We start from the raw sequence: 25,984 nt of genomic DNA, 5'->3' as shown, positions 1-25,984 counted from the left end.
TCATGCCGCGCCTTTTTCAAAAGGAACCACATTTTGCTCGCGGTACTTTTCTTCTAGCCCTTGAACAACATCGAGTGCGCTACGGACACCATCTTCATGGAAACCGTTGTACCAATAAGCACCGCAGAACCATGTGCCTTGTATACCTTGAACTTCGTCTTTACGTTGCTGCGCAGCGATAGACTCCGTCGTAAATACAGGGTGATGATAAGTGAATGAGCGTAGGATTTTGCTTGGGTCGATTTGTTCCGTACTGTTCAAAGTGACACAGAAAGTATGCTCAGACTGGACATGCTGAAGGATATTCATGTTGTAAGTAAGCGAAGGAAGTCGTTGCTGCTCATCTTCACTGCCTTCTAGCAGATAATTCCATGACGCCCACGCTGCCTTACGTTTTGGGAGTAAACGGGTGTCCGTATGCAGTACAACCTCGTTTGCTTGATAGGTCATATCTCCTAGAATTTCCTGCTCGGTTTGGCTGATATCTCCTAGCATTCTCATTGTTTGATCACTGTGACAAGCGAAGATAACGTCATCAAACCAATGTGTTTCTCCATGAACCTGAACACCTACGCCATTTTCGGTTCGGATAACTTTCTCTACAGGGCTGTTTAGACGAATATCATTGGCATAGCCTTTCGTTAGAGGCGTAATGTAAGAGCGAGAGCCACCTTTAACCACGTACCATTGTGGGCGATTTGTAATATCCAACAAACCGTGGTTGAGGAAGAAGCGTAAGAAAAACATAAGCGGGAATGCACGCATATCCGCTAGTGTCGACGACCAAATTGCAGCGCCCATCGGCAAGATGTAGTTGTCGGTAAAGAAAGCACTGAATTTGTGCTCATCCAGAAACGCTCCCAACGTCTGGTTATTAGTTAACTGTTCATTGGCAAAGCTTTTAGCCAGTTTGTTGAAGCGAAGGATTTCAAAAATAAAACGATAGAACTTTGGATTTGCCCAATTTCGTTTTTGAGCAAACAATGTCGTTACAGTGTGTCCGTTGTACTCCAATCCATTACCATCGTTTCTGACGCTGAAGCTCATCTGAGTAGGAATGCCTTCAACGCCAATCTCATCCATCATTTCTATGAAGTTTGGGTATGTACGATCGTTGTATACGATAAACCCAGTGTCGATTGCATACTCTTTACCATCAAGACTGACATCAACAGTCGCCGTATGACCACCAACGTAATCATTCGCTTCAAACAACGTCACGTCATGTTCTTTATGTAAGTAATAGCCACATGTGAGACCAGATATCCCTGTACCTACGATGGCGATTTTTTTTCTTCCTGCCGTATTCATGATTCTTCCTTCTTATGATGCGAGTTTTGAGGTAAGCCGAGCTTGCCAGCTATACGGAAGCAACGAGATAAAACGCAGAACACCGGTGAATCTCGCCGGGAAATAAATATGGCTTTTGTTGGCATCCAACTGTTTTCGAATCGCAGCTGAAGCCTGATTGACAGAAACAATCATCGGCATGTCAAACGTGTTTTTGTCAGTAAGTGGCGTTTCGACAAAGCCAGGGAACACCGTCACCACTTTGATACCTTTCTTCTTCAAATCGACGGCTAGCGTACGTGCAAAGTAACTGACGGCTGCTTTTGAAGCGCCGTAGGCTTCAGCACGAGGCAATGCGACCTCTGACGCGATTGACCCGACAATTACTACGCGATGCCCACGTTCAAATTGCCCCTGACACGCTTCGACACAATTGGCCACACCAACGACGTTAACGTTCATAACACGCGCCATGAGTTGCGCATCAACAATGCCATCATCCATGTATTCACAGTCACCGGCATTGAAAATCCAAGTTTCAGGGATAAACGGCAGTTGAGAGAGAGCTTGAATTGTTTCGTCGTACTGAGTCACGTCGAAGCGTAAAGTCGACATGTTGGTTGAACCTTTTTCTAGCTCAGCCAATACAGCTTCGTTACGACCACATGCAATCACTTTCCAACCTTCATTGGCATAATCCAAGGCGAGCTGTTTACCAATGCCTGAAGTTGCCCCGGTGATAAGTACTGAGCCACTCATTGCCCTAACCTCTGTTTAATGGTTTTGACGACAGAACCTAGGAGCGGTAGGTTCTCGTAGAGCATTTCGCCCAAATCAAAATAATCACGATGGTAAATGACTTGCCCTTCACAAAACTTAAGGTGGGATACACCATTTACAGATATCGGCGCACCCTTTTGAAGCTTAGGATGTTGTAAATCCATCGTCCAAGTGAGAAACCCAGTTTCTCCGACTTGTTGATGGTCATGGATAACGAAGTCACAGCGAATGACATTGGTGTATAAGGACTGAAAGTAATCGGAAAGTGCAGGCCACCCTTCTAATCGATGGGCTGCATCTTCAAACACCACATCTCGGTGGTAAACCCCTTCAAGCAAATGCAAGTTTGCTTTACTCAACTTCTGATATATGTTGCCAACTGACTGAATGTCCATTCCTTTGCTCCTATACCACATCAAAAGTTGTACAAAAATATCATATGTACAAGATAGACTAATCATGAAAAGTTGTACAAAAATATTTTTGTATAACTTTGTTTCTGAACAGTGATACGTGATGAAGTACAGCAGAGATCAACAGACACAAAAAAAGGCTTGGTTAAAAAACCAAGCCTTTTCAAAATTTTAACTAGCAGTAAGTTGAACTGTTAGCTTACAACGTGATTAGTATTGTTGGCTACGTAGCGCTGCAATACGTTTATCTAACGGTGGGTGGCTCATTAGAAGTTCTGTCATCGAGCGCTTACCGTTAATACCAAATGCCATCATAGTGCCATCTAGTTGAGATTCGTGGCTCATCTTCAAGCGCTCTAGTGCTGCGATCATCTTCTCTTTACCGACTAATTGAGCAGCCCCTGCGTCTGCGTGGAATTCACGATGGCGGCTGTACCACATGGTTAAGAAACTTGCTAGGAACCCGAATACCAGTTCAAGTACCATAGATACACCAAAGTAAACCATCATGTTGGTACCTTGACCTTCCTCATCATCGTTAGAAGCAATAATATTTGCGATAAAGCGAGATAGGAAGATAACAAACGTATTCACCACGCCTTGCATTAGCGTCATCGTTACCATGTCACCATTAGCGATGTGGCTAACTTCGTGCGCCAATACCGCTTCTGCTTCATCACGGGTCATGTTGTGTAGCAGACCGGTAGAAACTGCAACCAATGAATCGTCGCGTTTTGCACCCGTTGCGAATGCGTTGATGTCCGCAGAGTCATAAATTGCAACAGTTGGCATACCAATGCCAGCTTGCTGAGCTTGACGTCCAACCGTTTCAAGAAGCCAATGCTCTGTTTCGTTACGAGGACTTTCGATGACCATGCCACCCACAGAACGCAGTGCCATGCCCTTAGACATCATTAACGAAATAAATGCGCCACCAAAACCAAATACAGCAGCCATCACAAGTAGACCAGATAGACTGCCTGGTTGCATTCCAGTTACAGCGTAAACAATATTCAGAACAACACTAAGCACTAGCACAACAGCTAGGTTAGTTGCTAGGAATAACATAATTCGCTTCATTACTTTTCTCCGAGGAAGCTTATCGTTTTTTAAAACAGATGTTTTTTAAACGGATTATTATATGGAACAGGTTTTTATAAGTAACAGAACGCTTGAAAAGCTGATTCCGCTTAGTTTCGTGCTCCGTTGCGTTATAGATATAGTCTATCCGCGATAAAAACAAGGTTAAGCAATAAATTGCAACATTTGTTTTCGAGACTGAAATAATATACCCAAGTAACCTCGAGATGCTAGGTTCAGCGAGAATGACTTGGTTTGTAGACGCGGCGACGATTTAAAGATCTAGTCACTCTAAATCAAGAATCGGCAACAAAGTATACAAGCCAAGACAACTCGCCCTTCGGGAGCGTGTCATTGCCTCGATTTCTGCGTCAAACAACTTGGAAAGAGCTGGCTATTACGCGGTGTTGTTTTCCTTGAACTCGAATCAATGACAACGCTCTGAATCCTGCATCTTGAAGTCACTTGGGTATACACACCTTTTTACACTCTTAAATCAGCACTTTAGACCGAGTATAGACTTTGGTCTTATTGTGCGACTATCTGTACGTGCTAGATTCGGGTTAGATGAACGAAACGGGGTTAGCTTTTAGGACAATTAAGCAGCTCCAAACTTCCATGTCTTGAGGGAAAAATCATGGTAGAAACTAACGACTATCAAATGGCTATCGATCTACTTTGTTGTCACCTGGGTATCTCAGAGGATGAGGCAAAGCAACAACTAGGTATTTCAACCGATGCTCAAATGTCAAAGCGCGTTGCAGAAACACAACAGGCGTTGATGGGGCTTAGCCAAGAGAAATAAACTGAACGTCGAATCTTACGATTAGACACAAAGGTTTACACGAAAAAAGGGCTGCATTTCGCAGCCCTTTTGGTTTTAACTAAAACCTTATTACTTATACGCTCAGCAACGGTTCAACGTTGATGTATTTGCCTAACTCTTTACGTTTAGCACTTGGGATGTACGGGATCTCACCGAGTTTTGGCGCGTCTAGACGTTCTTCCAACATATCGATGATTTCTGCATAATGCTCTGTGCCCGGATTCACGCGATTTGCCACCCAGCCGACTAGATTTAAACCATCAGCTTTGATGATTTCAGCGGTGAGCAATGCATGGCTCAAACAACCCAGCTTAATACCTACAACCAATACGACAGGTAACTGCTCTTGCTGTACCCAAGTCGACAAGCTGTCTGTATCAGACACAGGCACACGCCAGCCACCAGCTCCTTCCACTAGAACAATGTCAGATTGCTCTTTGTGTTGAGCCAATTTCTCGCTCAGTACTTCGTATTTAATTTCTACATGTTCATGTTTAGCGGCGATGTGAGGAGAAGCAGGTAATTCCAAAGCGTATGGGTTTACATCGTCGTATGCGATATCGAGTGTCGCCGCTTTCTGCAGATGCAATGCATCCGAGTTACGCCAACCTTCCGCCGTCTTGTCGCTTCCTGCTGCCACTGGCTTGTAACCAATGGTGTTAAGCCCTTTTGCACCAAGTGCTTGCAAAATAGCTTTAGACGCTACCGTTTTTCCTACATCAGTATCCGTACCAGCAATAAAAAATGCATCAATCATTTAACTATGACTCCAAAACAAACCTGATAACTTGCAGGTAGAAGACCTTGATCGTTTCTAAATGCTTGGTACGCGCGCTCAACCTGCAACAAAGTGCGACGGCTCGTCAGACCATGTGAGCGCCCGCTTACGTGATTTGCACCAATGCCTTTGAGATCACGCATGACAGAAAACGCTGAATCGTACCAAACTGTGATGGGGGTCAAGTCTAGATGATGGTTGTGGCACCAAGATTGCGCTAACGCAATTTTTACCTGATTGTGGGTAATAAAGTTATTCACGTGTTGATATGTATCAATTTTTGACCAAGCCTCACGCAACTCACAAAGCGAGCCATCGACTAGCGTAGAGAAACACCCGCTTCCCCCCACTTTTAAGACACGACGTATTTCTCTTAATGGGTAACTCAAATCTGTACACCATTGTAAAGCCAAACTAGAAAACACGTAGTCGAAGCTTTCATCATCAAAAGGCAAGTTTTCAGCATCAGCCAACTGATAATGCATGCATTCAGAACCACAACGTTGCTTTGCTTTATCTAACATGGCTTGAGAAATGTCACCGCACACTACTTCTGCGCCCCGCTGCTGAAGAAGCTGAGAAAAGTAGCCAGTGCCACATCCTAAATCTAACACACGCTTGCCGGTTAAATTTGTAGGGAGCTTATTAAGTAACCGATGCCCAACGTCACGTTGAAACGCTGCATGTTTATCGTATGTTTCTGCAGCTTTACCAAATGAAGAGGCAATCGCATCCTTATCTTGGTGAAAGCTCTCTAATGCGACCATTTGTGCTAAAGCGGAAGTTGCATTATCCATTACAGCGCTCCTAATGCTTGCTTCAATGCCATTGAAAGCGTTTTAACTTGTTCATTAGTGTGATTAGCAGTAAGCGTAATTCGAAGACGAGACGTCCCTTTCGGTACCGTCGGAGGACGAATAGCCGTCACCCAAATACCGTTCTGACGACAAGCACCTGCAACTTGCAAAGCCAAATCAGATTCACCAATCAAAAACGGCTTAATCGATGTTTGAGTCTCAACAAAACCGTCAAGATCACTGAGATTGTCTCTATACACTTCCCCCAATTCTGTCAGTTTTTCACGCCGCCACGATTGCTCTTGAATCATCGAGACAGCATGCGTCAGCGCATAGGCTTGTGCTGGAGGTATCGCCGTAGAATACACATGGTGACGAGCAAATTGAGTTAAAAAATCCCCCGTTGCGCGATCACATAAAATGGCTGCACCAGACATTCCAAATGCTTTGCCGAAGGTCACGATCAATATCTCGGGCTTAACCGCCGCCAATTCACATGAGCCACCGCCAGATTCCCCGAGAACACCGATACCATGAGCGTCGTCTACAGCAAGCCATGCATCATGATTACTGGTGACATCAGCGATATCAGCAAGTGGGGCACAGTCACCGTCCATGCTGAACACCCCTTCGGTAACCACAAGATTGTTATCTTCAGCGCTTATGAGTGATGAAAGGTGCTCGATATCGTTATGTTTGAAGCGCTTCATTTTAGCTGGTGACAACACACCAGCCTCCATCAAAGAGGCATGGTTCAAACGGTCTTGGAGCAATACGTCTGATTTTTCTAGCAGAGTAAACAGCAGCGCTTGGTTAGCACTGAAACCAGAGCCAAATAGGATTGCCCTCTCGTAGCCCAGCCATTCAGTTAGCGCAGCCTCTAAATTGCCATGCGCCGCACTAAACCCCGTAACCATTGGAGAAGCACCGCTGCCACTGCCATATACGCTCAAGCCTTGCTGCCAAGCACGGACAAGTGCTTGGTCATTTGCCAAGCCCAAATAATCATTACTTGAGAAATTGATGTAACGTCTGCCTTCGTGCTCCAAAATTGATTGGTTACCAGCAAACACCACATTCATGGAACGACTCAGCCCTCGCGTTTTACGCTCAGCAAGAGCGGATTCGATACGAGATTTAAACGCTGGCATCGTAGAAAAGATCGTCTTTTGTCGGGCGAGCAGCAACGCGCTCTACGACGCGATCGAGTAGCTCGTTTTCTTCGATTTCATCAGGTTTTTGAGACACCTCTTGGCTGTTAATGCCAAGCTTCTTAAACAACATCATGTCTTTGTCTTCAGAAGGGTTTGGTGTAGTTAGAAGCTTGCAGCCATAAAAAACAGAGTTAGCGCCGGCCATAAAGCAAAGCGTTTGCATTTGTTCGTTCATGTTTTCACGACCAGCCGATAAACGGACTGCGGATTGAGGCATCATGATTCTGGCAATGGCGATCAAACGAATAAAATCGAACGGTTCAACGTCATCAACTTCTTCGAGTGGTGTGCCCTTCACCTTTACTAGCATGTTGATTGGTACACTTTCAGGATGCACTGGCAAGTTAGCCAATTCAACCAACAAACCTGCTCGGTCATGTGCACTTTCACCCATACCAATGATACCGCCAGAACAAATTTTCATACCTGCATCACGAACGTGAGAAAGCGTGTCTAAGCGGTCTTGGTAAGTACGTGTGGTAATGATGTTGCCATAGAACTCAGGTGAGGTATCGAGGTTATGGTTGTAGTAATCCAGACCTGCAGTAGCCAATTGCTTAGCTTGATCTGGCGTTAACATACCTAACGTCATACAGGTTTCTAACCCCATGTCTTTCACACCTTTGATCATATCGGTCAAATGTGGCATGTCGCGCTCTTTCGGGTTTTTCCACGCAGCCCCCATACAGAAGCGGGTCGAGCCAGCGTTTTTCGCTTTTTGTGCAGCGTCGAGCACACGCTCAACTTCCATCAAACGTTCTTTTTCAATGTCTGTGGTGTAGCGAGCACTCTGAGGACAGTACTTACAATCTTCTGGACAAGCACCTGTCTTAATCGACAAAAGCGTGCTTACTTGAACATGGTTGGTTTGTTGATATTGACGATGAACAAGCTGCGCTTCGAATAGGAGATCCATGAATGGTTTTTCCATGAGATCGCGCACTTCAGCATGCGTCCAGTTATGACGAACTTCCACGTGTATTCCTTTAATCACTTTTTTTGTTGTGTTGACAGTCTACTGAGTCTCGATAAACTGTCAACACAACATAAAACAACAAAGTTTACATTTGGTTATTTTTTAAACTCAATTATTATTGGAATAGCACATGGATCTCGCCTTCGACCGCCAGCATATCTGGCATCCTTATACTTCGACGTTGACACCTCTGACCTGCTACCCAGTTGCATCAGCAAATGGCGTGCGTATTAAATTGGAAGATGGCACTGAGCTTATAGACGGGATGTCTTCTTGGTGGTCGACAATCCACGGTTATAATCATCCGCACTTAAATCAAGCAGCTCACCAGCAAATCGAGCAGGTCTCTCATGTGATGTTTGGCGGGATTACCCATCAACCAGCAATCAATTTGTGTAAGAAACTGCTGTCCCTCGCACCAAGTAACCTTGAACATGTCTTTCTTGCTGATTCTGGCTCCGTTGCCGTAGAAGTGAGCTTGAAGATGGCACTGCAATATTGGCATGCCAGGGGCGAACGCCGACCAAAGTTTCTCACTTTACGACACGGTTATCACGGCGATACTTTTGCGGCAATGTCGGTTACCGATCCTGACAACTCAATGCATTCTCTCTACAGAGGCTTTTTGCCTGAACATATCTTTGCGGAGTCACCAACTTGTGGTTATTGGGATGAATGGAAATCAGAAGACCTTACTGACTTCGAGCAAAAGATAGAGACGCACCATCAAGAACTTGCTGCGGTGATCCTAGAACCTATTGTTCAAGGCGCAGGTGGAATGCGCATCTACCATCCAGAATTTCTCAGAGGTGTGCGTAAGCTTTGCGACAAATACGGCTTGTTATTGATTGCAGATGAGATCGCAACTGGGTTTGGACGCACTGGCAAATTGTTTGCCTGCGAACATGCAGATATTCAACCAGACATTCTGTGTGTCGGTAAAGCGCTCACTGGAGGCTACATGACCCTCTCAGCGACCCTAGCTAGCAAACACGTCGCAGATACCGTTTGTGGCGGTGATGCTGGGTGTTTTATGCACGGCCCAACCTTTATGGGCAACCCACTCGCCTGTGCTGTTGCCACCGCAAGTTTGGAGTTGGTTGAGCAAGGTAATTGGCAGCAACAAACCCAACAAATTGAAACGCTGTTTTCCGAGCTGCTGCCAAAACTTGAAACATACGACTTGGTGAAAAGCACCCGTTGGCTAGGTGCTATTGGCGTTGTGGAAACGCATCGCCCAGTAAATATGGAAACCATCCAAGCTCTCTTTGTTGAGCACGGTGTTTGGATTCGTCCATTTGGCAAACTGATTTATATGATGCCACCGTTTATCAGCAAACCAGACGAAATTGAAAAGTTGGTTAATGCGATTGATGCTGCTTTGCAACGCGAAGATTGCTTCGCTTAATTCGTTCTCGGTTAACGCAGGACACTGTGACAAAGAGACAAATAAGAACGGTTTGAATTGCTACTCAAACCGTTTTCTTGTCATTGACTCAAGGAAAGCTATCGAAGTTGACTGTCTTTACTCGCTCGTCGATTGAACAGTGCTTGGCGTTGCGACACCAATTCGATCGTTGACTGGCATTCGATACAAAGACGAACGCCTTTCATTGCTGTTCGACGCGCTTCTGGAATTTCATCTCCGCACTCATCACAATAGTGGGCGCTTTCTCCCTGCTTAATATTGCCTCGAACACGGGAAATTTCATCGTCGATGGTATGTTGAATCTGTTGGCTGACACTATCGTCATTTGCCCACCCTACGGCCATAAGCCCTCCTCGTTACTTGAATGAGAAAATCTACTTACCGTGGTAAGGTGGATGATTATATCGATTACAAATAACAAGATAATTAGGGTAAATTCGAAAACACTATTACGCTTTGGTAATAATCTTGTACTGAATTAATTAGTCGGACGTCTTTTGGAAAAGTGATGTCAGGTTACTCGTACTTCCTTCCTCACACTCAAAATACTGAGTTTGACCAGACTGTCTTAAAGTAATACTGAGTACTTTCTCCACCTCATTAAACTCCTCGCTAAAGTACTCACTGATTAATATGTCACGTTCACCAATACTAAATTCTAATGACTTCTCATCTACTAACGCTCGATGATAATGTTCGACACGATAATCTCGATGTTTTATCTGCTGTAAAACTGGGCTTTTATTTGCAATGGACTTATTAAAGATAAGCTCGCCTTTGCCTTGCTCTATAAAAATACTAAAGTTCATAGTTTGGTTTACTGAACATTCAAAGACCTTTCTAGGCAAGATGTCAGCGATAGCAAATGTGCTCATCATAGCAACACCGCCCCCCCAAAGGACCACCAATCGTTTCATTACCATTCAGCCAACACAGTAAATAGCGCTTGCTCAGACATGCGGGTTAATACATATCCATGTGAAGATGAATAAGAGCCACTGAGTACACTATTCTCTTTTTTAACAACCATATCTTCGATGCCGTCAGCGTTGTAATCCCCTTTTGCCACAACAGTAATGACTTGAAAACCATCGGTCGCGTCGAAGTACTCTGCTTTTACTTCACTGATGACCTGAGTTCTTTGGATATAGTCTGCCTCATCCCACGTTGATAGTGTCTTTGCTTTCTCTGCACTTTCGTCAGAAATAACAAAAGCAAGTACACTTGGCGCAAATTTAGGAAAGCTATCATCTAGCTTAAAGTCCGATATAAATGAGCGTTCAGAGGCAATGAGCTTTGCTATCTCGCTCCAAGTTTGGCACTGCGTTAAATACGCTTTAAACGCGCCGTATTCATAAGCTTTTGCTGCAGTAAAACCCATAACATATGCAGTTGCTAAGTCATGGCAATTAGATACCAATTTTTCTTCATCAGACGCACGTCTCAATTCAAGTTCATAGCCCCAATCGAGCAAGTTACGAAGTTGCATATTTTCTTTGGAAGGTTGCGCTATTTCTCGCGCGAAAAAGAGATTGGCTCGCTTACTGTCTAGGTATTGAGGCTGTATCCGTTCACTTGCGATAACACCATTGTTAACTGTCAAAGTAAGAGCAAAAGTAACGAGCAATGAAAGGTGAGGGTTTGGCATAACATTTAATATCAATGGGTGAAAGCTCTTTAGCTTGTCACGTTGGAAATCGCTTAGAAAAATATCATTTATCTCGCAATGCTAGATTCTGGGCGGACCCTACATTCTTAATGGTATGAGTTACAAAGCTGAGTATTTTCACTCGGCGCAGATAACAAAAAACCCAGCACTCAGGCTGGGTTTTGATGTTCTAGTGGTTAATGAATTAACCGATGTGCGTTGCGCCTGCCATGTACTTCTGAAGTACTGTTGGAATTGCAATGCGACCGTCTGCTTCTTGGTTGTTTTCTAGGATAGCAACCATGGTACGACCAACCGCTAGACCAGAACCATTTAGCGTGTGTACAAGCTCAGGTTTCTTCTCGCCTTTACGACGGAAACGCGCTTGCATACGACGAGCTTGGAAGTCCCACATGTTAGAACATGAAGAGATTTCGCGGTAAGTTTCTTGAGCAGGAACCCACACTTCTAGGTCGTAAGTTTTACGAGCACCGAAGCCCATGTCACCTGTACACAGAACCACTTTACGGTAAGGAAGTTCAAGAAGCTGTAGAACTTTCTCAGCATGACCTGTTAGCTCTTCTAGCGCGTTCATTGAATCTTCTGGTTTAGTGATTTGTACTAGCTCAACTTTGTCGAACTGGTGCATACGAATCAGACCACGAGTATCACGACCGTAAGAACCGGCTTCAGAACGGAAACATGGTGTGTGAGCCGTCATCTTAAGTGGTAGATCCGCTTCGTCAGAAATCGTGTCACGAACTAGGTTCGTTACTGGCACTTCTGCAGTAGGGATTAGAGACAGTTTACGTGGTTCTTCGTCGTTTACTTTTTCTACTAGCGGCTCAGTGTGGAAAAGATCTTTACCAAATTTAGGAAGCTGACCGGTACCGAATAGGCTGTCAGAGTTTACTAGGTAAGGTACGTACATTTCAGTGTAGCCGTGTTCTTCTGTGTGAAGATCCAGCATGAACTGAGCGATTGCACGGTGTAAACGAGCAAATTGACCTTTCATCACGATGAAACGTGCGCCAGTGATCTTAACTGCACTTGCGAAGTCTAGACCGTCACCCATTTCGCCTAGGTCAACGTGATCTTTCAGTTCGAAGTCGTAAGATTTTGGCTCACCCCAACGAGAGATTTCTACGTTATCGTTCTCATCTTTGCCATCTGGCACTTCATCTGCTGGGATATTTGGTACAGAAAGCGTGAATTCGTCTAGCTGAGCCATTACTTGCTCAAGTTCAACTTTCTTGGCATCAAGATCGCTACCTAGTGTACCGATTTGTTTCTTGATCTCTTCTGCGCCTTCTTTGTCACCAGCCGCCATTTTTTGGCCGATTTGTTTGGAGATGGAGTTACGCGTGGATTGTAAATTTTCAACTTCTACTTGAATGGACTTACGTTGTTCTTCAAGTTTACGAATAGTCTCTACGTCTAGCTTAAAGCCACGACGCGCCAGTTTAGCAGCTGTTTCATCCAGCTCTGTACGAAGTAATTTAGAATCCAGCATTGTTAATCCTATGCTTTTTGTTGTGAAATCACGCGCACTTTCCAAGGCGTACGCGTTAAAAAAATTTACGCAATAAATGTATCCAAAAACGCCTACTTTTCATAGCGCTTTTGTGGGCTATTTGCGTCTAAAGTAGCCAAGTAATCTAACTTTTCGCCGATTTTGGTCTCTAGACCACGATTTGTCGGCTGATAGTACTTACGATCACCCATCTCAGGCGGCAAATATTGTTCACCTGCGGCATAGGCTCCTGGCTCATCGTGAGCATAACGATATTCTGCACCGTAACCCATGTCTTTCATCAAACTCGTTGGCGCATTTCGAAGGTGATGCGGCACTTCATATTCAGGCAAGTTATGAGCATCTGTGAGCGCTTGCTTCCACGCCACATAGACGGCATTACTTTTTGGTGCGCACGCTAAGTAAACGATCGCCTGTGCAATCGCACGTTCACCTTCTGCCGGACCAACACGGGTAAAACAGTCCCAAGCAGATAAGGCTACTTGCATTGCGCGAGGATCTGCGTTGCCTACGTCTTCAGAGGCAATAGCCAGCAGGCGGCGTGCGATGTACAAAGGGTCACAACCCGCAGCCATCATACGCGCAGCCCAATAGAGCGCAGCATCAGGGTTTGAGCCACGAATGGATTTGTGGACCGCAGAGATTAAGTCGTACCAAATGTCGCCTTTGTTATCAAAGCGAGAGACCTTTTCTCCTGCTACTTCCGCAAGTAACTTCAGAGTGATCTCTTTTTCGCCCTGCGCATTATCCTCAGCCATATCATAGAGCAGCTCAAGGTAATTGAGGGACATGCGAGCATCACCGTTTACCAGTTCAGCTAAGCGATCTAATACGTTATCGGCGAAATGTGCTGGTGTATTCCCCAACCCACGCTCTTTATCGCTAATGGCTTGGTTCAACGCTAATGAAATTTCTTCTTTATCTAAAGAAGTCAGCTTGTACACACGTGCACGTGACAGCAATGCGTTGTTTAGCTCAAACGATGGATTTTCTGTGGTCGCGCCGATAAAAGTAACGGTTCCATCTTCAATATGAGGTAAAAACGCATCCTGTTGAGATTTATTGAAGCGGTGCACCTCATCCACAAACAAGATGGTACGGCGACCCGCCATTTTATTCTCACGCGCTTTCTCGATTGCAGCACGGATTTCTTTCACACCAGACGTCACCGCAGACACACGCTCTACTTCTGCGTTGGCATAGTTTGCAGCCACTTCCGCTAATGTCGTTTTGCCAGTGCCTGGTGGTCCCCACAAGATCATCGAGTGAATATGACCCGCCTCTAGCGCGCGACGTAAAGGCTTACCAGGACCTAAAATGTGCTGCTGTCCGATGTATTGTTCGATCGTTTCCGGTCTCATACGAGCAGCAAGGGGACGAAAATCTTCGTCCCCCGAGAAATCTAATGTGTAATTGCTCACTACCAATTAATTCCTTTGATCATCCACTTCCACGCCATCTGGGATTGTGAAGGTGAATCTGTCTGCTTTTGGTTTGCCAAGCTTCACGTTGCTAAAGCTGAACAGCCCCTTCTGACCATCTTGCTCAACTACGTTAAAGCCTTTCACCACACCTTTTGCATCAATATTAATCTGGAATTGACCTTGTGTGGAGTCTACTGCGGTAGGAATGAGGGTGAACTCGTCACCCTTTTGAGAAATCTTGTAGTTATCCCAATCACTTGCGCGGTTACGCGTTAGCAAAACAAATGGCGTTTGCTCTGTTGCTTGTTCTTGCCAGTAGATGCTGACTTGTTCAATGAATGGGCTGTAGTACCACAGTGTTTTACCATCAGAGACCAGCAAGTTTTCGTCAGGGAATGTCGTGCTCCAGCGAAACAGGCTTGGACGAGCAATTTCAACCGTACCTTCCCCTTCCATGACTGTTTCACCTTCTGGGCTGATTACTTGCTGTGAGAAATCCGCACTGAAGCCATCATTCATAGACAGGCGTTTGTTTAATTCATCTTTAGGAGACGCGGCATGTGCAGTAGAGAAGAGAGAAAAGCTTAAAACAAGCGCAGAGAAAAGTTTCGCCGAAAATAGTTTTTTCATTCAGATACCTATTGTTAGAACCACTCACCTCAGTTGGACTGAGGTGAGTAACACAAGTTCATTAATCTTTTGGTGGCGCAGGAGCCAGTACTTCACGGTTACCGTTATGACCCGGAGCACTTACGATGCCTTGCGCTTCAAGCTGCTCAACAATTCGAGCCGCTCGGTTGTAACCAATCTTGAATCGACGTTGTACGCCAGAAACCGACCCACGACGAGATTGAACCACATGCTCTACGACTTGATCGAACAATGGGTCCACTTCTTCATCCGATTCCATCTGTTCACCCGGAAGCAGACTTTCTGGACCTTGGTCACCACTGATGATTTCGTCGATGTAATTAGGCTTACCACGCGCTTTCCAGTTGTTCACAACAGCGTGAACATCATCATCCGACGCAAACGCACCGTGAACACGGATTGTATGGCTTGAACCCGGAGGTAGGTAAAGCATGTCACCCATACCGAGTAGTGATTCTGCACCGCCTTGGTCAAGAATCGTGCGCGAGTCAGTCTTAGTAGATACTGTAAATGCCACACGCGTTGGAATGTTCGCTTTAATCAGACCGGTAATAACGTCAACCGATGGGCGCTGCGTCGCAAGGATCAAGTGAATACCAGCTGCACGCGCTTTCTGTGCCAAACGAGCAATCAGTTCTTCAACCTTCTTACCTACCACCATCATTAGGTCGGCAAATTCGTCGACAACCACAACGATGTAAGGCAGTTTCTCTAGCAACGGTGGCTCAGTGTCCATGCTGTCGCCTTCTTGCCAGAATGGGTCATGAATTGGATGACCCGCTTCTGCTGCCATCTTCAACTTCTCGTTGAAGCCTTTGACATTACGGACGCCCAATGCAGACATCAGTTTATAACGACGTTCCATCTCGCCTACACACCAACGTAGCGCGTTAGACGCGTCTTTCATGTCCGTTACAACTTCAGAAAGAAGATGAGGGATACCTTCGTAGATTGAAAGTTCCAACATTTTCGGGTCGATCATGATGAAACGCAGATCTTCAGGCGATGCTTTATACAGCATACTCAAGATCATGACGTTCACACCCACCGACTTACCAGAACCAGTCGTACCCGCAACTAACACGTGAGGCATCTTCGCAATATCAGCAATAACCGCTTCACCAGCAATATCTTGACCAAGAACGACTGTTGTCGGCGAGGTTGCTTGTTCAAATTGAGGACTGTTGATTACATCAGACAGGAACACGGTTTGGCGGCTCATATTAGGCAACTCTAGACCCACATACGGTTTGCCAGGAATAACTTCGACAACACGTACTGCCATTGCTGACAATGCACGAGCCAAGTCCATAGACAAACCTGAAATACGGCTCACTTTTACGCCTGGAGCCAAATCAAGCTCGAATCGAGTAATAACAGGACCTGGGTAAATACCGACTACATCAGCTTTAATCTTGTAATCTGCAAGTTTGGTTTCAACCAAACGAGCCACCTCCTCCAAAGCGTCACGGTCGATAAAGTTGTCGCGTTTCTCTGGGTGGTAAAGCAATTCTAGCGTTGGCAATGGCTCTGCTGGTACTGGCAAGTTTTGCTCTTGCTGTACCAAGAATGGGTTTTGCTGAGCAGCCACTTTCGCTTGAGCGCTCGAAACCAAGTTTTGGAACGCCGCTACGTCTTGGTCACCTTCTTGAACCTCTTCTACCTCGACATCTTGAGGCGCTGGTGCTACCGGCTGAGGCGCAGCTTGGTGCTGCATAGGTTGTTCTTGTACAGCCTGCGGTTGTACAGGCTGAGAAGCAGGTTGTTGCGGCTCAACATGTGTAGGCTGAGCTTGCTGTACAGGTTGCTGCGCTTGGTAATCATCTTCTTCATCCAAGACATCAAAGTTCGAAATCGTTGGCTCGATGTGCTGGCTTGGCTCTGTTTGTTCTGCAATGTTATCCAAAGCTGCAGCGTTAATTACAGGCTCTTCGTGTAAAGATTGCTCTGTAGTTGGCTGTTCGATTGGCGCGTGAACCAATGCTTGTTCTTGAACAACTTGGGTCTGTTGAGCCTGATCTGCTTCAAACTGAGCATACTCATCGTAGCTTGGCTCATTCTCGACCTGTTCAAAGACAGTTGGTTCAGGTGCCACAAACGGTTCTTGTAGCGCTTGTTGATGATCAACTTGCTGTGGAGCTGGTTCTTGAGAAACGGACTGTTGCGCTTCAGGCTGAACCACAATAGGTGCAACCACTGGCTCTTGGGCTTGTGATACTTGAACTTGTGGCGTTTCATCAGCCCAGTCGTCAGCTTGTTGCGCTGCCGCTTCTAGCTCCTCAATGGTGACATTCAGTTGCTTAGTACGCTCAACCGTCGGATCCACGTTGTCTGTGTTCACTGCTCGAACAGGCTCAACTGATTGAGATTGAGCTTGCTCTTGAGCCTGATGCTGAACTTGAGATTGTAGTGGCGCTGCATTCACAACCGCTGGTTGAGGCGTTGGCTGCGCTATAGGTTGTGTCGTAAACTGCTGTTTCGGTTGTTCCGCTGCAGATTGAGGCATGTAGATCGGGTATTCATGTGCAGGCGCCTCTTCTTTCGGCTCTTCTACATCATAAGCCGTAAGGTGCGGCAGAGGTTCATCTTCAAGATCATCTTGACCGCGCTTACTCACGACTCGATCCTCAGCTAACTCGTCTAATTGAGGCTCTAGCGTTTCTTGTTCAGTACCACGAGCTTTATTAGTAACAGCAGCAACTAAGCCAAGCGCACGGTCACCTAACCATTCGACAATCTTCAGCCAAGAAATACCGGTAAACAGAGTAAAGCCGGCTCCCCATAGGAAAAGAAGCACAAGCGTTGTACCCAACACATTCAGTGTAGGTAAAGATAGACTGGTTAGTACGTCACCAACGACACCACCAGATGAGAAATACCAAATGTCGTCAAAGTTAATATCAGCAAGACCACAACTGGTAAGAATGAGGATAACTAACCCAAGTAGACGAGTACCCCACAACATAAGGTCGATAGGATCGTCTTCAGAACGCTTACGGCAAATCACCCATGCTCCTGCTGTCAACAGGAATGGCAGTGGGTACGCAAGGGAACCAAAGGTAAAGAATAGCGTGTCGGCTAACCAAGCGCCGAACAAGCCACCAGCGTTATTGATCTCTCCCCCCCAAGCAGTTTGGGACCAAGACGGATCAGCTGGGCTAAAGGTAAATAATGCAACGGCCAACAATACCGAGCTAAGAACGCCAACGATAAAGCAGCACTCTTTTAAGCGTTGGAAGCCATTTAGACGTGAAGACTGAGGCTCTTCACTGGTTTTGATAATGGTTTCGACTTTCTTTGCGTTCTCTTTGAACATAAATCAACTTGAATATGGAAATGAATTAGGAATAAGCAAAACATTCCGAGCGGCACAAAGCCGCTCGGTAAATTGATTTAACCATATCAAAGAGAAAAACCCAATTACTCTATGGAGAAAGCGGAAGCATTTACCGCTTTCTTTGCAAGAATTTAACGAGTTTTAATCACAAGCTGGTTAGTTTGCTTCACTTCTTCCATAACGACGTACGTACGAGTGTCATTTACGCCAGGAAGACGTAGTAACGTATCGCCTAGTAGTCGACGGTAAGCACCCATATCAGATACACGGGTCTTTAGAAGATAGTCGAAATCACCTGATACAAGATGACACTCTTGGATGTCGTCTAGTTTTTGAACAGCTGCGTTAAACTGCTCGAACACATCTGGTGCACCACGGTTCAACGTAATTTCTACGAATACCAATAGTGATGCATCGAGGAACTGCGGATTTAATAGCGCAGTGTACCCTGTGATGTAACCTTGACGCTCTAAGCGACGCACACGCTCCAAACACGGCGTTGGAGAAAGTCCTACACGTTTTGAAAGTTCAACGTTCGAAATACGACCGTCTTTCTGCAGTTCATTAAGAATGTTGCGGTCGATACGGTCTAGTTCCTTGGACGGCTTCTTATAGTTGTCTGCCATTTTTTATTCCACCTTATTACTTCCTTGCAAAAAAATATACTACAACTTTTTAATATTTGGTGCCAAATATTACAAATCAACATCTATACTAGATATTAATTCGACAATAACACCCTACAAACAGTTAATACAACCATTTTAGAAAGAGGACACAGGATGATCATTGGCGTACCTAAGGAAATCAAGAACCACGAATACCGTGTGGGTATGATCCCAGCTAGCGTGAGAGAGCTAATCTCACATGGTCACCAAGTTTTGGTTGAGACCAATGCAGGTGCCGGCATTGGTTTTTCAGACGATGATTACATCGCTGTAGGCGCATCCATTCTTCCTACTGCTACAGACGTGTTTGCGAAAGCAGATATGATTGTAAAAGTAAAAGAACCCCAAGCTGTCGAGAGAGCAATGCTCCGCGAAGGGCAGATTTTATTTACTTATTTACACCTAGCACCAGATTTTCCACAAACTGAAGAGCTAATCAAGAGCAAAGCTGTCTGTATAGCGTATGAGACTGTAACAGATAATATGGGTCGTTTGCCACTGTTAGCACCAATGTCAGAAGTGGCAGGTCGGATGTCTATTCAAGCAGGTGCGCAAACGTTGGAAAAATCGCACGGCGGTCGCGGTCTACTACTAGGTGGCGTACCTGGTGTTGAGCCTGCGAAAGTTGTTGTCGTTGGCGGCGGTGTAGTTGGCGCGAACGCAGCTCGTATGGCTGTTGGTCTTCGTGCAGACGTAACTATCCTAGACCGTAACGTAGATACTCTACGTAAGCTAGACGAAGAATTCCAAGGTCGCGCTAAAGTGGTTTATTCTACTGAAGACGCTATCGAGAAGCATGTTCTAGAAGCAGACCTAGTGATCGGCGCGGTTCTAATCCCTGGTGCAGCAGCACCGAAACTGGTAACAAAAGAGCACATCGCTAAGATGAAGCCAGGTGCGGCGGTTGTTGACGTAGCCATCGACCAAGGTGGTTGTTTCGAAACTTCTCACGCAACAACACACGCAGACCCAACTTACATCGTTGACGAAGTCGTTCACTACTGTGTAGCAAACATGCCAGGTGCAGTTGCTCGTACTTCAACATTCGCGCTGAACAACGCAACGCTTCCATACATCGTGAAGCTAGCAAACAAAGGCTACCGTGAAGCGCTTCTTGAAGACAAAGGTTTCCTTGAAGGTCTAAACGTTATCCACGGTAAAGTGACTTGCAAAGAAGTTGCTGAGAGCTTTGACCTAGAATACGTTGAACCAGCGCAAGCTATCGCAATGTTCAACTAATGACAAAATAACGCACAAATTGTCACGTTTTGTTTACAAAAGCCCACATTAAAGTGGGCTTTTTTGCATAGAGCATTTAATTATAAAAAATAACTAAACCTTATAAGCGCAAATTAAAATGTTTCGAGGTGTGACTGATTTAGCGCAAAACTCTGCCAATCTAACACGATAACCACGTTCTTCAAGATAAAGTGCTTTGTCCAAAGCAAGCCAAATCTCCAACGGTCGTTGAAACATCAACTGAACCAAGCTCAAACGCTCCATTTGCCAAAAGCGCTTCTCGCCTAACTTTTCGAAATGTTCGAATTCGATTTGGTCAGAGAGATCGATACCTTTCTGGTCCGCTGCCCAACGACACAAAGATTCAAATCCTTCACTTAACTGCGACTTACGCACACTTGGAACTGGTTGGTACTCTTCCATGCCCAACGCTTGTCGTGTGATCAAATCAAACCCAAGACGAAACACCATTTCCTGCTGACGATGACGTCGCACACGTTCTCCGCCCGTTACTGTTTGTTGTAACGGAATACGCAGTTCTTGCTTAGACAATGAGAGAGAAGAAGCCCTGCCCTGCGTCGACATCGGCTGATACTGCTCAGACTGAATCAGATGGTAACAACAAGGTGAGATTGTCATCGCAGCAATCCCATTCTCGCTTCCATACTGCATTAAGCGAACATGGAGATCACCACAGGCATGAAGTGCTACCGCGTGTTGCGTCGGTTTAAACACCGCTCTCGCTTTGCTATCGAACGCATCACCTTGAATAAACGTCATCTTCCAATGGTGTTCATTCGCTGCTTGTTGCCCCGAATCACACAGCGCTTGCTGGTATTCGAAACTAGTAACAGGTTGATCGGTTTGCGTTGTCAGGATTCGTCCCAAATACCCTTTACCTGAACACCACTCTAGCCATTCTTCACCGTGATGCTGCTGAATCGCCGCTTCGCCCATCGAGCTAATTTGCTCCAACTTACGACCGGGGATGCCGTTATCTAAACCACGGACAAGTTCCAAACCCTTTAAATCTAGTGGCTCTAAAAAAGTAAGTTCTGCGAGTTGTTCAAGTTCAGGCAAAAACGGACTGAGTGCTTTTAGCGCAAGTTCTGGTTCCGCTTTATATTCTTCGATTTGAGAGGGACTAAGAGACGCTAACCATTGGCACAGCTGAGGGTGTTGCTCTTGCCAAGGTAACGATACGTGAACGCTGCTTTTAAATGGCTCGAATCGCCACAAAGATTGGTTTTCGATTAAGCAGTCATTAATAAATTGAAATTGCGTTTTCATAGCTCCCCCTACAACGAGCGCATTGTAGAGGGAATCGAAACATCAATGAAGTGTTATCTAACCGGAAGCTCGATGTCTTTAAACATCTCTTCAATTTCCGAGTTCGATTTCAGAGAAATCGCTTGTTCAACTACCGGACGAGTCAAGTGCGGTGCAAAACGCTCCATAAAGTCGAACATGTAAGAACGTAGGAAGGTACCGCGACGGAAACCGATGCTTGTCGTACTCGCACCAAACAAGTGGCTTGCGTCAATCGCAACCAAATCGCTGTCTTGGTCTTCATCAACCGCCATACTTGCAATCACACCGACTCCAATGCCCATACGAACGTAAGTTTTAATCACGTCAGCATCTGTCGCAGTGAACACAACGCGCGGCGTCAAACCTTCGCGGTTAAATGCCGTATCCAGTTCAGAGCGACCAGTAAAGCCGAACACGTAAGTCACCAATGGGTAAGCTGCTAAATCGTGAATGCTTACCGTGTCTTTCTTCGCCAATGGATGTTCTTTTGGTACCACGATCGAACGATTCCAGTGGTAACAAGGCAGCATAATGGCATCTTGGTAAAGGTGAAGAGCTTCTGTCGCAATCGCGAAATTGGCCGTACCTTTCGCAATCGCTTCAGACATTTGCGAAGGCGTACCTTGGTGCATGTGCAACGACACTTTCGGGTAACGTGCCGTAAAGCCTTTGATCACGTCAGGAAGTGCGTAACGTGCTTGGGTGTGAGTGGTAGAAATGTTCAACGTACCCATTTCAGGGTGAGTATGTTCACCAGCAACCGCCTTAATGCTTTCAACTCGCGCCAGAATCTCTTGAGAAATTCGCACGATTTCTTCACCAGCGGATGTCACCTGCGTTAAGTGTTTACCACTTCGTTCAAAGATCTGAATACCCAATTCATCTTCCAGCAAACGAACTTGCTTACTGATACCAGGCTGAGAGGTATATAGGCTCTCTGCCGTCGCAGAAACATTCAGATTATGGTTCACAACCTCAACAATGTACTTCAGTTGTTGCAGCTTCATCGTAATCCCTTACTCATTGATTGAGATAATAACGTCATACTTATCTTGTCTACTCGCCCGAGTAGATATAATGATTAGTTATAACGTGTTAGCAACTAAATGAACAGTAATTTCTAACTTATAGCTCAAACTCATAGCGAATCGAACTCCTTGATTAAATATGCATAGAGTTGAATTTTAAAAATTCGCTTTTTCTTACAGCTCACCGCATTCCGTGCTTAATTACGTCGGAAAACGTGTTTGGGGCAAAATAATCAAACAAATAGGGTGCCGAGAAAGATAAGATTCATGTATTCTTGAACGCTAGCCATACAAAAGTAAAAAAGCAGACGCAAAGATATGAATACTGGTTTAATAATCGCTTTGGTAGTCATCCTACTGGTACTGATCCTTGGCTATAACATCATGTTGCAGTACAAGGTCAAAGTAGAGACAGCGAAAAGACAAGAGTCTGCTCGCTACGTGGCACTGATTGACGGTACAGAAGAGCTGATTGGACACGCTCATCATATTCCTTTTAGCAAGGACTTACTGTTATGTCTTAATAATCGCATTCTTGATGCGCTTGAAAGCATGCGTGACCTCGATCCGAAGAACAAACAACTTGTTCAGCGCGTCGAGAACATGAAACAGCAGATTGCCCAACTGAATGAGAGCAATCAAAGCGGCGAAAGCACGACGTTTAAAATGCCAAGCAGCGACAAGCAAGCTATCTTGATGCTGAAACTGGTAAAACGCCTGCGTGACACCGTTCGTAACGAGCACAACAAAGGCCGACTCGATACACAAACTTATGTGACTGAAAACGCGCGTCTGGAAACCATGCAGATTCGTATTAACATCGAAAACGTCATTAAGCGTGCAAACGATTCGATTGCTCGTGGTCAGCCTGGTACCGCTCTGCAATTGCTTCGCAAAGGTATTGATGCTCTGAGCACAAAAAATGATGCTTATTCAGTTCAAGCAAAACAAAAGCTTGAAGAAATGCTTGGTGATCTTGATAAGAAACGCCAGGACAAGAACGACGCAGAAATGCAGCAAATTGCCGATAAAGAGCGTGACAGCGATATGGATGCGCTCTTCGGTGAAAAGAAAAAGTGGTAAACTCTCCACAAGCTTTCCGCCCTATCCGATTAAAGGCTGCGTTTGCAGCCTTTTTTGTGTCTTATTACTCTGAAAATGACACAGGCTGGATAACCCAAATTTGAATGTAAAGTGCTAAAAATTAAAATGATGAATCTCGACGCCTATCAGGATCTTCTTGCTCCAATTAACCAATTCTTGCAGTGCAGCACCCCAGATGAGTGGGTTGAAGAAGCAAAGAAGCCGGAAAACCTTCAAACCATTTTATTAGACCATCTACTGTGTGAGCTGAAAGCGGGTCAGTCTGCGATGTTCTTGATCCGTAAATACGCCGTAGACAAAGCAAGTTCACGCGCCCTGCTCGACTGGTTTAAACCCTACGAAGATTTCGCTTACCGTAAAACGGGGTCATTAGAGACACTAAAAGGTAAGAGCAATATTTCTAAAGCCATCATCGCTAAGTCTGATTCACCATACAGTCAGGATCTGATCGATAAGATGGTTCTGCTGATCAAAGAAGAGTTGCACCACTTCTACCAAGTGCTCGAAATCATGGAAAGCCGTGGCATTGAGTACCAGAACATTCCAGCAAGCCGCTACGCAAAAACCTTAATTTCACACATGAAAACGCATGAACCAGAAACCTTGATTGATAAGCTCATCATCGGTGCTTACATCGAAGCGCGTTCGTGTGAGCGTTTCGCTAAACTGGCTCCGCATATGGATGAAGATATTGCCAAGTTCTATGTTTCTCTGCTGCGTTCAGAGGCGCGTCATTATCAGGATTATTTGATTCTGGCAGAGCAAATCGCGGGTAAAGATATTAGCGAGCGTGTGGCAGAGTTTGGTCGTATCGAAGCCGAGCTGATTTCAACTCCAGACGACGATTTTAAGTTTCACAGTGGTGTGCCTGTACTAGCAGCTTAAGTTGCGAACCTGAAGTAAATAGCAAAAAGCCGGACATCACATCCGGCTTTTCTGTATCTGGTTCGGCACTTGCTGTAACTCAGTGTTCCATAGACATTCCTGACTGCGCCCTTTCGTCGCGTTTGGGAATGACATTATGTTGCGTTAGCAATTCTAACGTCGTCATCCTCACAGTGAGGGACGAGCGAGTTGGGGAGCTCTTTTACTCGCCAACTAAGAACGTGCGTTCAGCTCCATACGTTGTAAATTCGCATCAATGGTTTGATCACCTTTCAGCCTTTCCCACAGCTGCCCTAACAGATCTAAGCTTCGCTCACTTGGGTAACGTTGTGTCGATTCCAACAACTGCCATTCCCCGCTTTGGCTCTTCTCGGCGAAAACAAACTCAAAGGAAAGGTTGTTAGACATACCTAATCGTAAATCAGTCACAATCAATGCATCATTCTCTACACGGTAGTTAAGGTAGTTGTGTGAAAACGCCTGAAGCCCTTTTAACGTATCCGGTTTGTCCTCTAGTGGCCAACTGCCTAGAGGATGTGAGACAAAATCAATGCGTTCGCTATTGTCGAAAACTGATGCCAATCCTTCCCAATATTTACCATCATCCATCACGACCACACGCCAAAGCAGAGTATTAAATGGTGTCGGTGTAATCAGCACCTGTTGATTTGGTAGGCTCTGCGTCATTAAGTTTTGCTCCACTCGGGAAGCAATGATCTGCTGTGAAACGTAACCCCACCCCAGATAAAGTGTCGAGACCACCACAACCGCTTGGCACCACTGTCCACCACGCGATTTAGAAAACAGAGCGACACCAATTGCGACCAGTAGAGGTAAGGTGTAAAGCGGGTCAATGATGAAGACGTTCCGTAGCTCAAAATAGCACTCAAAAGGCCATATTAACTGGGTGCCGTAGGTTGTCATCGCATCCAATAAAGTGTGCGTAACCAAAACACTCACAGTCAGAAAAAATACTCGAGACAACGTCCAGAATGTGTCTGGTCTCCATCGACAGTACAGCCAAGAAATCAGCAACGCGAAAGGAGGTAAAACAAGTAAAGAGTGAGAGAATCCACGGTGCTTAATCGTATTTTGGACTGCATCACCATAATCAAGGATCACATCTAGGTCAGGCAAGGTTCCGAGCGCTGCGCCCGTTAATAACACTTTCGCATTGCAGCGTTTGCCGGCTATTGCACCTGCAACCGTTGCCCCTAATGCTGCTTGAGTAATTGAGTCCATACTGGCTATCTAAACCTATTCATGACAAAGATTGATTAAGCCGAAAACTAAAACGCATTCCGATAGGAGTCAAACAACTCGCCTTATTTCACTCTCTTATTTACTTACTTTTACACAATATACCCAAGTGACTTCAAGATGCAGGATTCAGAGCGTTGTCATTGATTCTCTGTTTTTACCGAAAGCAAGCAAGGAAAACAACGTAGCGTAATAGCCCGCTCTTTCCAAGTTGTTTGACGCAGCAATCGGGTCAATGACACGCTCCCAAAGGGCGAGTTGACTGGGCTTGTATACTTTGTTGTCGATTCTTGATTTAGACCCGCTAGACCT

Annotated in this window: 24 protein-coding genes; 5 read left to right on the top strand and 19 right to left on the bottom strand. The window is 45.4% G+C overall.

The window, feature by feature from the left end:
* From J4N44_RS06150 to htpX, 4 genes are all read right to left on the bottom strand, one after another.
* Positions 1–1,311 carry an NAD(P)/FAD-dependent oxidoreductase gene (locus J4N44_RS06150; RefSeq protein WP_152163533.1) on the bottom strand — a complete coding sequence of 437 codons (1,311 nt, stop codon included), beginning with the start codon at positions 1,309–1,311 and terminating at the stop codon, positions 1–3.
* 12 nt (positions 1,312–1,323) lie between these two features.
* Complete coding sequence (locus J4N44_RS06145; RefSeq protein WP_017819149.1) at positions 1,324–2,049, bottom strand: SDR family oxidoreductase; 726 nt, start codon at positions 2,047–2,049, stop codon at positions 1,324–1,326.
* Positions 2,046–2,465 carry a nuclear transport factor 2 family protein gene (locus tag J4N44_RS06140; RefSeq protein WP_005450787.1) on the bottom strand — a complete coding sequence of 140 codons (420 nt, stop codon included), beginning with the start codon at positions 2,463–2,465 and terminating at the stop codon, positions 2,046–2,048. Before J4N44_RS06140 ends, J4N44_RS06145 begins: the two co-directional genes overlap by 4 nt.
* Positions 2,466–2,693: 228 nt before the next feature.
* Complete coding sequence (gene htpX, locus J4N44_RS06135) at positions 2,694–3,563, bottom strand: protease HtpX (RefSeq protein ID WP_252044969.1); 870 nt, start codon at positions 3,561–3,563, stop codon at positions 2,694–2,696.
* 637 nt (positions 3,564–4,200) lie between these two features.
* On the opposite strand from htpX, the gene J4N44_RS06130 reads away from it, so the two are divergent.
* Entirely contained in the window at positions 4,201–4,368 is a 168-nt protein-coding gene (locus tag J4N44_RS06130; protein WP_005450789.1) for a hypothetical protein, read from the top strand.
* A gap of 94 nt (positions 4,369–4,462) precedes the next feature.
* On the opposite strand, the gene bioD is transcribed toward J4N44_RS06130, so the two are convergent.
* The 4 genes from bioD to bioB are packed head-to-tail and all read right to left on the bottom strand — an operon-like array spanning position 4,463 to position 8,154.
* The gene (gene bioD / locus J4N44_RS06125; protein WP_045488185.1) at positions 4,463–5,146 is read right to left on the bottom strand and encodes a dethiobiotin synthase; all 684 of its coding nucleotides are present in this window, start codon (positions 5,144–5,146) and stop codon (positions 4,463–4,465) included.
* Positions 5,143–5,964 (bottom strand): malonyl-ACP O-methyltransferase BioC, encoded by an 822-nt coding sequence (bioC, locus tag J4N44_RS06120; protein WP_152163534.1) that lies wholly within the window; start codon positions 5,962–5,964, stop codon positions 5,143–5,145. The genes bioD and bioC overlap by 4 nt, the downstream gene beginning before the upstream one ends.
* Positions 5,964–7,115, bottom strand: coding sequence for an 8-amino-7-oxononanoate synthase (gene bioF, locus J4N44_RS06115; protein WP_193222905.1), 1,152 nt, complete (start codon positions 7,113–7,115; stop codon positions 5,964–5,966). The genes bioC and bioF overlap by 1 nt, the downstream gene beginning before the upstream one ends.
* Positions 7,102–8,154 carry a biotin synthase BioB gene (gene bioB, locus J4N44_RS06110; RefSeq protein WP_005450797.1) on the bottom strand — a complete coding sequence of 351 codons (1,053 nt, stop codon included), beginning with the start codon at positions 8,152–8,154 and terminating at the stop codon, positions 7,102–7,104. Before bioB ends, bioF begins: the two co-directional genes overlap by 14 nt.
* 130 nt (positions 8,155–8,284) lie before the next feature.
* Between bioB and bioA the strand changes: the two genes are divergently transcribed.
* The gene (gene bioA / locus J4N44_RS06105) at positions 8,285–9,562 is read left to right on the top strand and encodes an adenosylmethionine--8-amino-7-oxononanoate transaminase (protein ID WP_252044968.1); all 1,278 of its coding nucleotides are present in this window, start codon (positions 8,285–8,287) and stop codon (positions 9,560–9,562) included.
* 98 nt (positions 9,563–9,660) lie between these two features.
* Here the strand turns inward: bioA and J4N44_RS06100 are convergent, their stop codons facing one another.
* From J4N44_RS06100 to lrp, 8 genes are all read right to left on the bottom strand, one after another.
* The gene (locus J4N44_RS06100; protein ID WP_005450802.1) at positions 9,661–9,927 is read right to left on the bottom strand and encodes a DksA/TraR family C4-type zinc finger protein; all 267 of its coding nucleotides are present in this window, start codon (positions 9,925–9,927) and stop codon (positions 9,661–9,663) included.
* Between the two features lie 138 nt (positions 9,928–10,065).
* Complete coding sequence (locus tag J4N44_RS06095; RefSeq protein WP_047513490.1) at positions 10,066–10,506, bottom strand: hypothetical protein; 441 nt, start codon at positions 10,504–10,506, stop codon at positions 10,066–10,068.
* Positions 10,500–11,072, bottom strand: coding sequence for an ATPase (locus tag J4N44_RS06090; RefSeq protein ID WP_252044967.1), 573 nt, complete (start codon positions 11,070–11,072; stop codon positions 10,500–10,502). Before J4N44_RS06090 ends, J4N44_RS06095 begins: the two co-directional genes overlap by 7 nt.
* Before the next feature lie 364 nt (positions 11,073–11,436).
* Positions 11,437–12,744: a serine--tRNA ligase gene (serS, locus tag J4N44_RS06085; protein ID WP_005450806.1), complete on the bottom strand. Its 1,308-nt coding sequence runs from the start codon at positions 12,742–12,744 to the stop codon at positions 11,437–11,439.
* Between the two features lie 92 nt (positions 12,745–12,836).
* Positions 12,837–14,192: a replication-associated recombination protein A gene (locus tag J4N44_RS06080; RefSeq protein ID WP_029789115.1), complete on the bottom strand. Its 1,356-nt coding sequence runs from the start codon at positions 14,190–14,192 to the stop codon at positions 12,837–12,839.
* Positions 14,193–14,819, bottom strand: a complete 627-nt coding sequence (gene lolA, locus J4N44_RS06075) for an outer membrane lipoprotein periplasmic chaperone LolA (RefSeq protein ID WP_009699192.1) — start codon at positions 14,817–14,819, stop codon at positions 14,193–14,195.
* Between the two features lie 61 nt (positions 14,820–14,880).
* Entirely contained in the window at positions 14,881–18,156 is a 3,276-nt protein-coding gene (locus tag J4N44_RS06070) for a DNA translocase FtsK (protein WP_050939567.1), read from the bottom strand.
* 152 nt (positions 18,157–18,308) lie between these two features.
* Entirely contained in the window at positions 18,309–18,803 is a 495-nt protein-coding gene (gene lrp, locus J4N44_RS06065) for a leucine-responsive transcriptional regulator Lrp (protein WP_005437169.1), read from the bottom strand.
* 156 nt (positions 18,804–18,959) lie between these two features.
* Between lrp and ald the strand changes: the two genes are divergently transcribed.
* A complete protein-coding gene (ald, locus tag J4N44_RS06060) occupies positions 18,960–20,084 on the top strand; it encodes an alanine dehydrogenase (protein WP_005450810.1) in 1,125 nt (374 codons plus the stop codon).
* A gap of 93 nt (positions 20,085–20,177) precedes the next feature.
* On the opposite strand, the gene J4N44_RS06055 is transcribed toward ald, so the two are convergent.
* On the bottom strand, positions 20,178–21,374 hold the full coding sequence (locus J4N44_RS06055) for a methyltransferase (protein WP_047513481.1): 1,197 nt from the start codon (positions 21,372–21,374) through the stop codon (positions 20,178–20,180).
* Positions 21,375–21,427: 53 nt separating this feature from the next.
* The gene (gene cysB, locus J4N44_RS06050) at positions 21,428–22,402 is read right to left on the bottom strand and encodes an HTH-type transcriptional regulator CysB (RefSeq protein ID WP_252044966.1); all 975 of its coding nucleotides are present in this window, start codon (positions 22,400–22,402) and stop codon (positions 21,428–21,430) included.
* A 339-nt stretch (positions 22,403–22,741) separates the two neighbouring features.
* On the opposite strand from cysB, the gene J4N44_RS06045 reads away from it, so the two are divergent.
* Positions 22,742–23,506, top strand: coding sequence for a hypothetical protein (locus J4N44_RS06045; RefSeq protein WP_005450816.1), 765 nt, complete (start codon positions 22,742–22,744; stop codon positions 23,504–23,506).
* 126 nt (positions 23,507–23,632) lie between these two features.
* Positions 23,633–24,412, top strand: coding sequence for a tRNA isopentenyl-2-thiomethyl-A-37 hydroxylase MiaE (miaE, locus tag J4N44_RS06040; protein WP_252045086.1), 780 nt, complete (start codon positions 23,633–23,635; stop codon positions 24,410–24,412).
* 213 nt (positions 24,413–24,625) lie between these two features.
* On the opposite strand, the gene J4N44_RS06035 is transcribed toward miaE, so the two are convergent.
* Complete coding sequence (locus J4N44_RS06035) at positions 24,626–25,654, bottom strand: metal-dependent hydrolase (protein WP_252044965.1); 1,029 nt, start codon at positions 25,652–25,654, stop codon at positions 24,626–24,628.
* Positions 25,655–25,984 lie beyond the last annotated feature (330 nt).

The sequence above is a fragment of the Vibrio sp. SCSIO 43155 genome, assembly GCF_023716605.1.
GTDB classification, from domain to species: Bacteria; Pseudomonadota; Gammaproteobacteria; order Enterobacterales; family Vibrionaceae; genus Vibrio; species Vibrio harveyi.
Note: the sequence above shows the minus strand (reverse complement) of the source record. Positions and strands in the feature narration are given on the sequence as shown.

Bases quoted from the DNA above. Each gene is read 5' to 3' on its own strand.
- bioC (WP_152163534.1), bottom strand. From the start codon at position 5,964: ATGGATAATGCAACTTCCGCTTTAGCACAAATGGTCGCATTAGAGAGC.
- J4N44_RS06140 (WP_005450787.1), bottom strand. From the start codon at position 2,465: ATGGACATTCAGTCAGTTGGCAACATATATCAGAAGTTGAGTAAAGCA.
- ald (WP_005450810.1), top strand. From the start codon at position 18,960: ATGATCATTGGCGTACCTAAGGAAATCAAGAACCACGAATACCGTGTG.
- J4N44_RS06035 (WP_252044965.1), bottom strand. From the start codon at position 25,654: ATGGACTCAATTACTCAAGCAGCATTAGGGGCAACGGTTGCAGGTGCA.
- bioD (WP_045488185.1), bottom strand. From the start codon at position 5,146: ATGATTGATGCATTTTTTATTGCTGGTACGGATACTGATGTAGGAAAA.
- cysB (WP_252044966.1), bottom strand. From the start codon at position 22,402: ATGAAGCTGCAACAACTGAAGTACATTGTTGAGGTTGTGAACCATAAT.
- J4N44_RS06145 (WP_017819149.1), bottom strand. From the start codon at position 2,049: ATGAGTGGCTCAGTACTTATCACCGGGGCAACTTCAGGCATTGGTAAA.
- serS (WP_005450806.1), bottom strand. From the start codon at position 12,744: ATGCTGGATTCTAAATTACTTCGTACAGAGCTGGATGAAACAGCTGCT.
- J4N44_RS06130 (WP_005450789.1), top strand. From the start codon at position 4,201: ATGGTAGAAACTAACGACTATCAAATGGCTATCGATCTACTTTGTTGT.
- J4N44_RS06090 (WP_252044967.1), bottom strand. From the start codon at position 11,072: ATGCAACTTCGTAACTTGCTCGATTGGGGCTATGAACTTGAATTGAGA.
- J4N44_RS06150 (WP_152163533.1), bottom strand. From the start codon at position 1,311: ATGAATACGGCAGGAAGAAAAAAAATCGCCATCGTAGGTACAGGGATA.
- J4N44_RS06070 (WP_050939567.1), bottom strand. From the start codon at position 18,156: ATGTTCAAAGAGAACGCAAAGAAAGTCGAAACCATTATCAAAACCAGT.
- miaE (WP_252045086.1), top strand. From the start codon at position 23,633: ATGATGAATCTCGACGCCTATCAGGATCTTCTTGCTCCAATTAACCAA.
- bioA (WP_252044968.1), top strand. From the start codon at position 8,285: ATGGATCTCGCCTTCGACCGCCAGCATATCTGGCATCCTTATACTTCG.
- J4N44_RS06100 (WP_005450802.1), bottom strand. From the start codon at position 9,927: ATGGCCGTAGGGTGGGCAAATGACGATAGTGTCAGCCAACAGATTCAA.
- J4N44_RS06055 (WP_047513481.1), bottom strand. From the start codon at position 21,374: ATGAAAACGCAATTTCAATTTATTAATGACTGCTTAATCGAAAACCAA.
- J4N44_RS06095 (WP_047513490.1), bottom strand. From the start codon at position 10,506: ATGGTAATGAAACGATTGGTGGTCCTTTGGGGGGGCGGTGTTGCTATG.
- htpX (WP_252044969.1), bottom strand. From the start codon at position 3,563: ATGAAGCGAATTATGTTATTCCTAGCAACTAACCTAGCTGTTGTGCTA.
- bioF (WP_193222905.1), bottom strand. From the start codon at position 7,115: ATGCCAGCGTTTAAATCTCGTATCGAATCCGCTCTTGCTGAGCGTAAA.
- lolA (WP_009699192.1), bottom strand. From the start codon at position 14,819: ATGAAAAAACTATTTTCGGCGAAACTTTTCTCTGCGCTTGTTTTAAGC.
- lrp (WP_005437169.1), bottom strand. From the start codon at position 18,803: ATGGCAGACAACTATAAGAAGCCGTCCAAGGAACTAGACCGTATCGAC.
- J4N44_RS06045 (WP_005450816.1), top strand. From the start codon at position 22,742: ATGAATACTGGTTTAATAATCGCTTTGGTAGTCATCCTACTGGTACTG.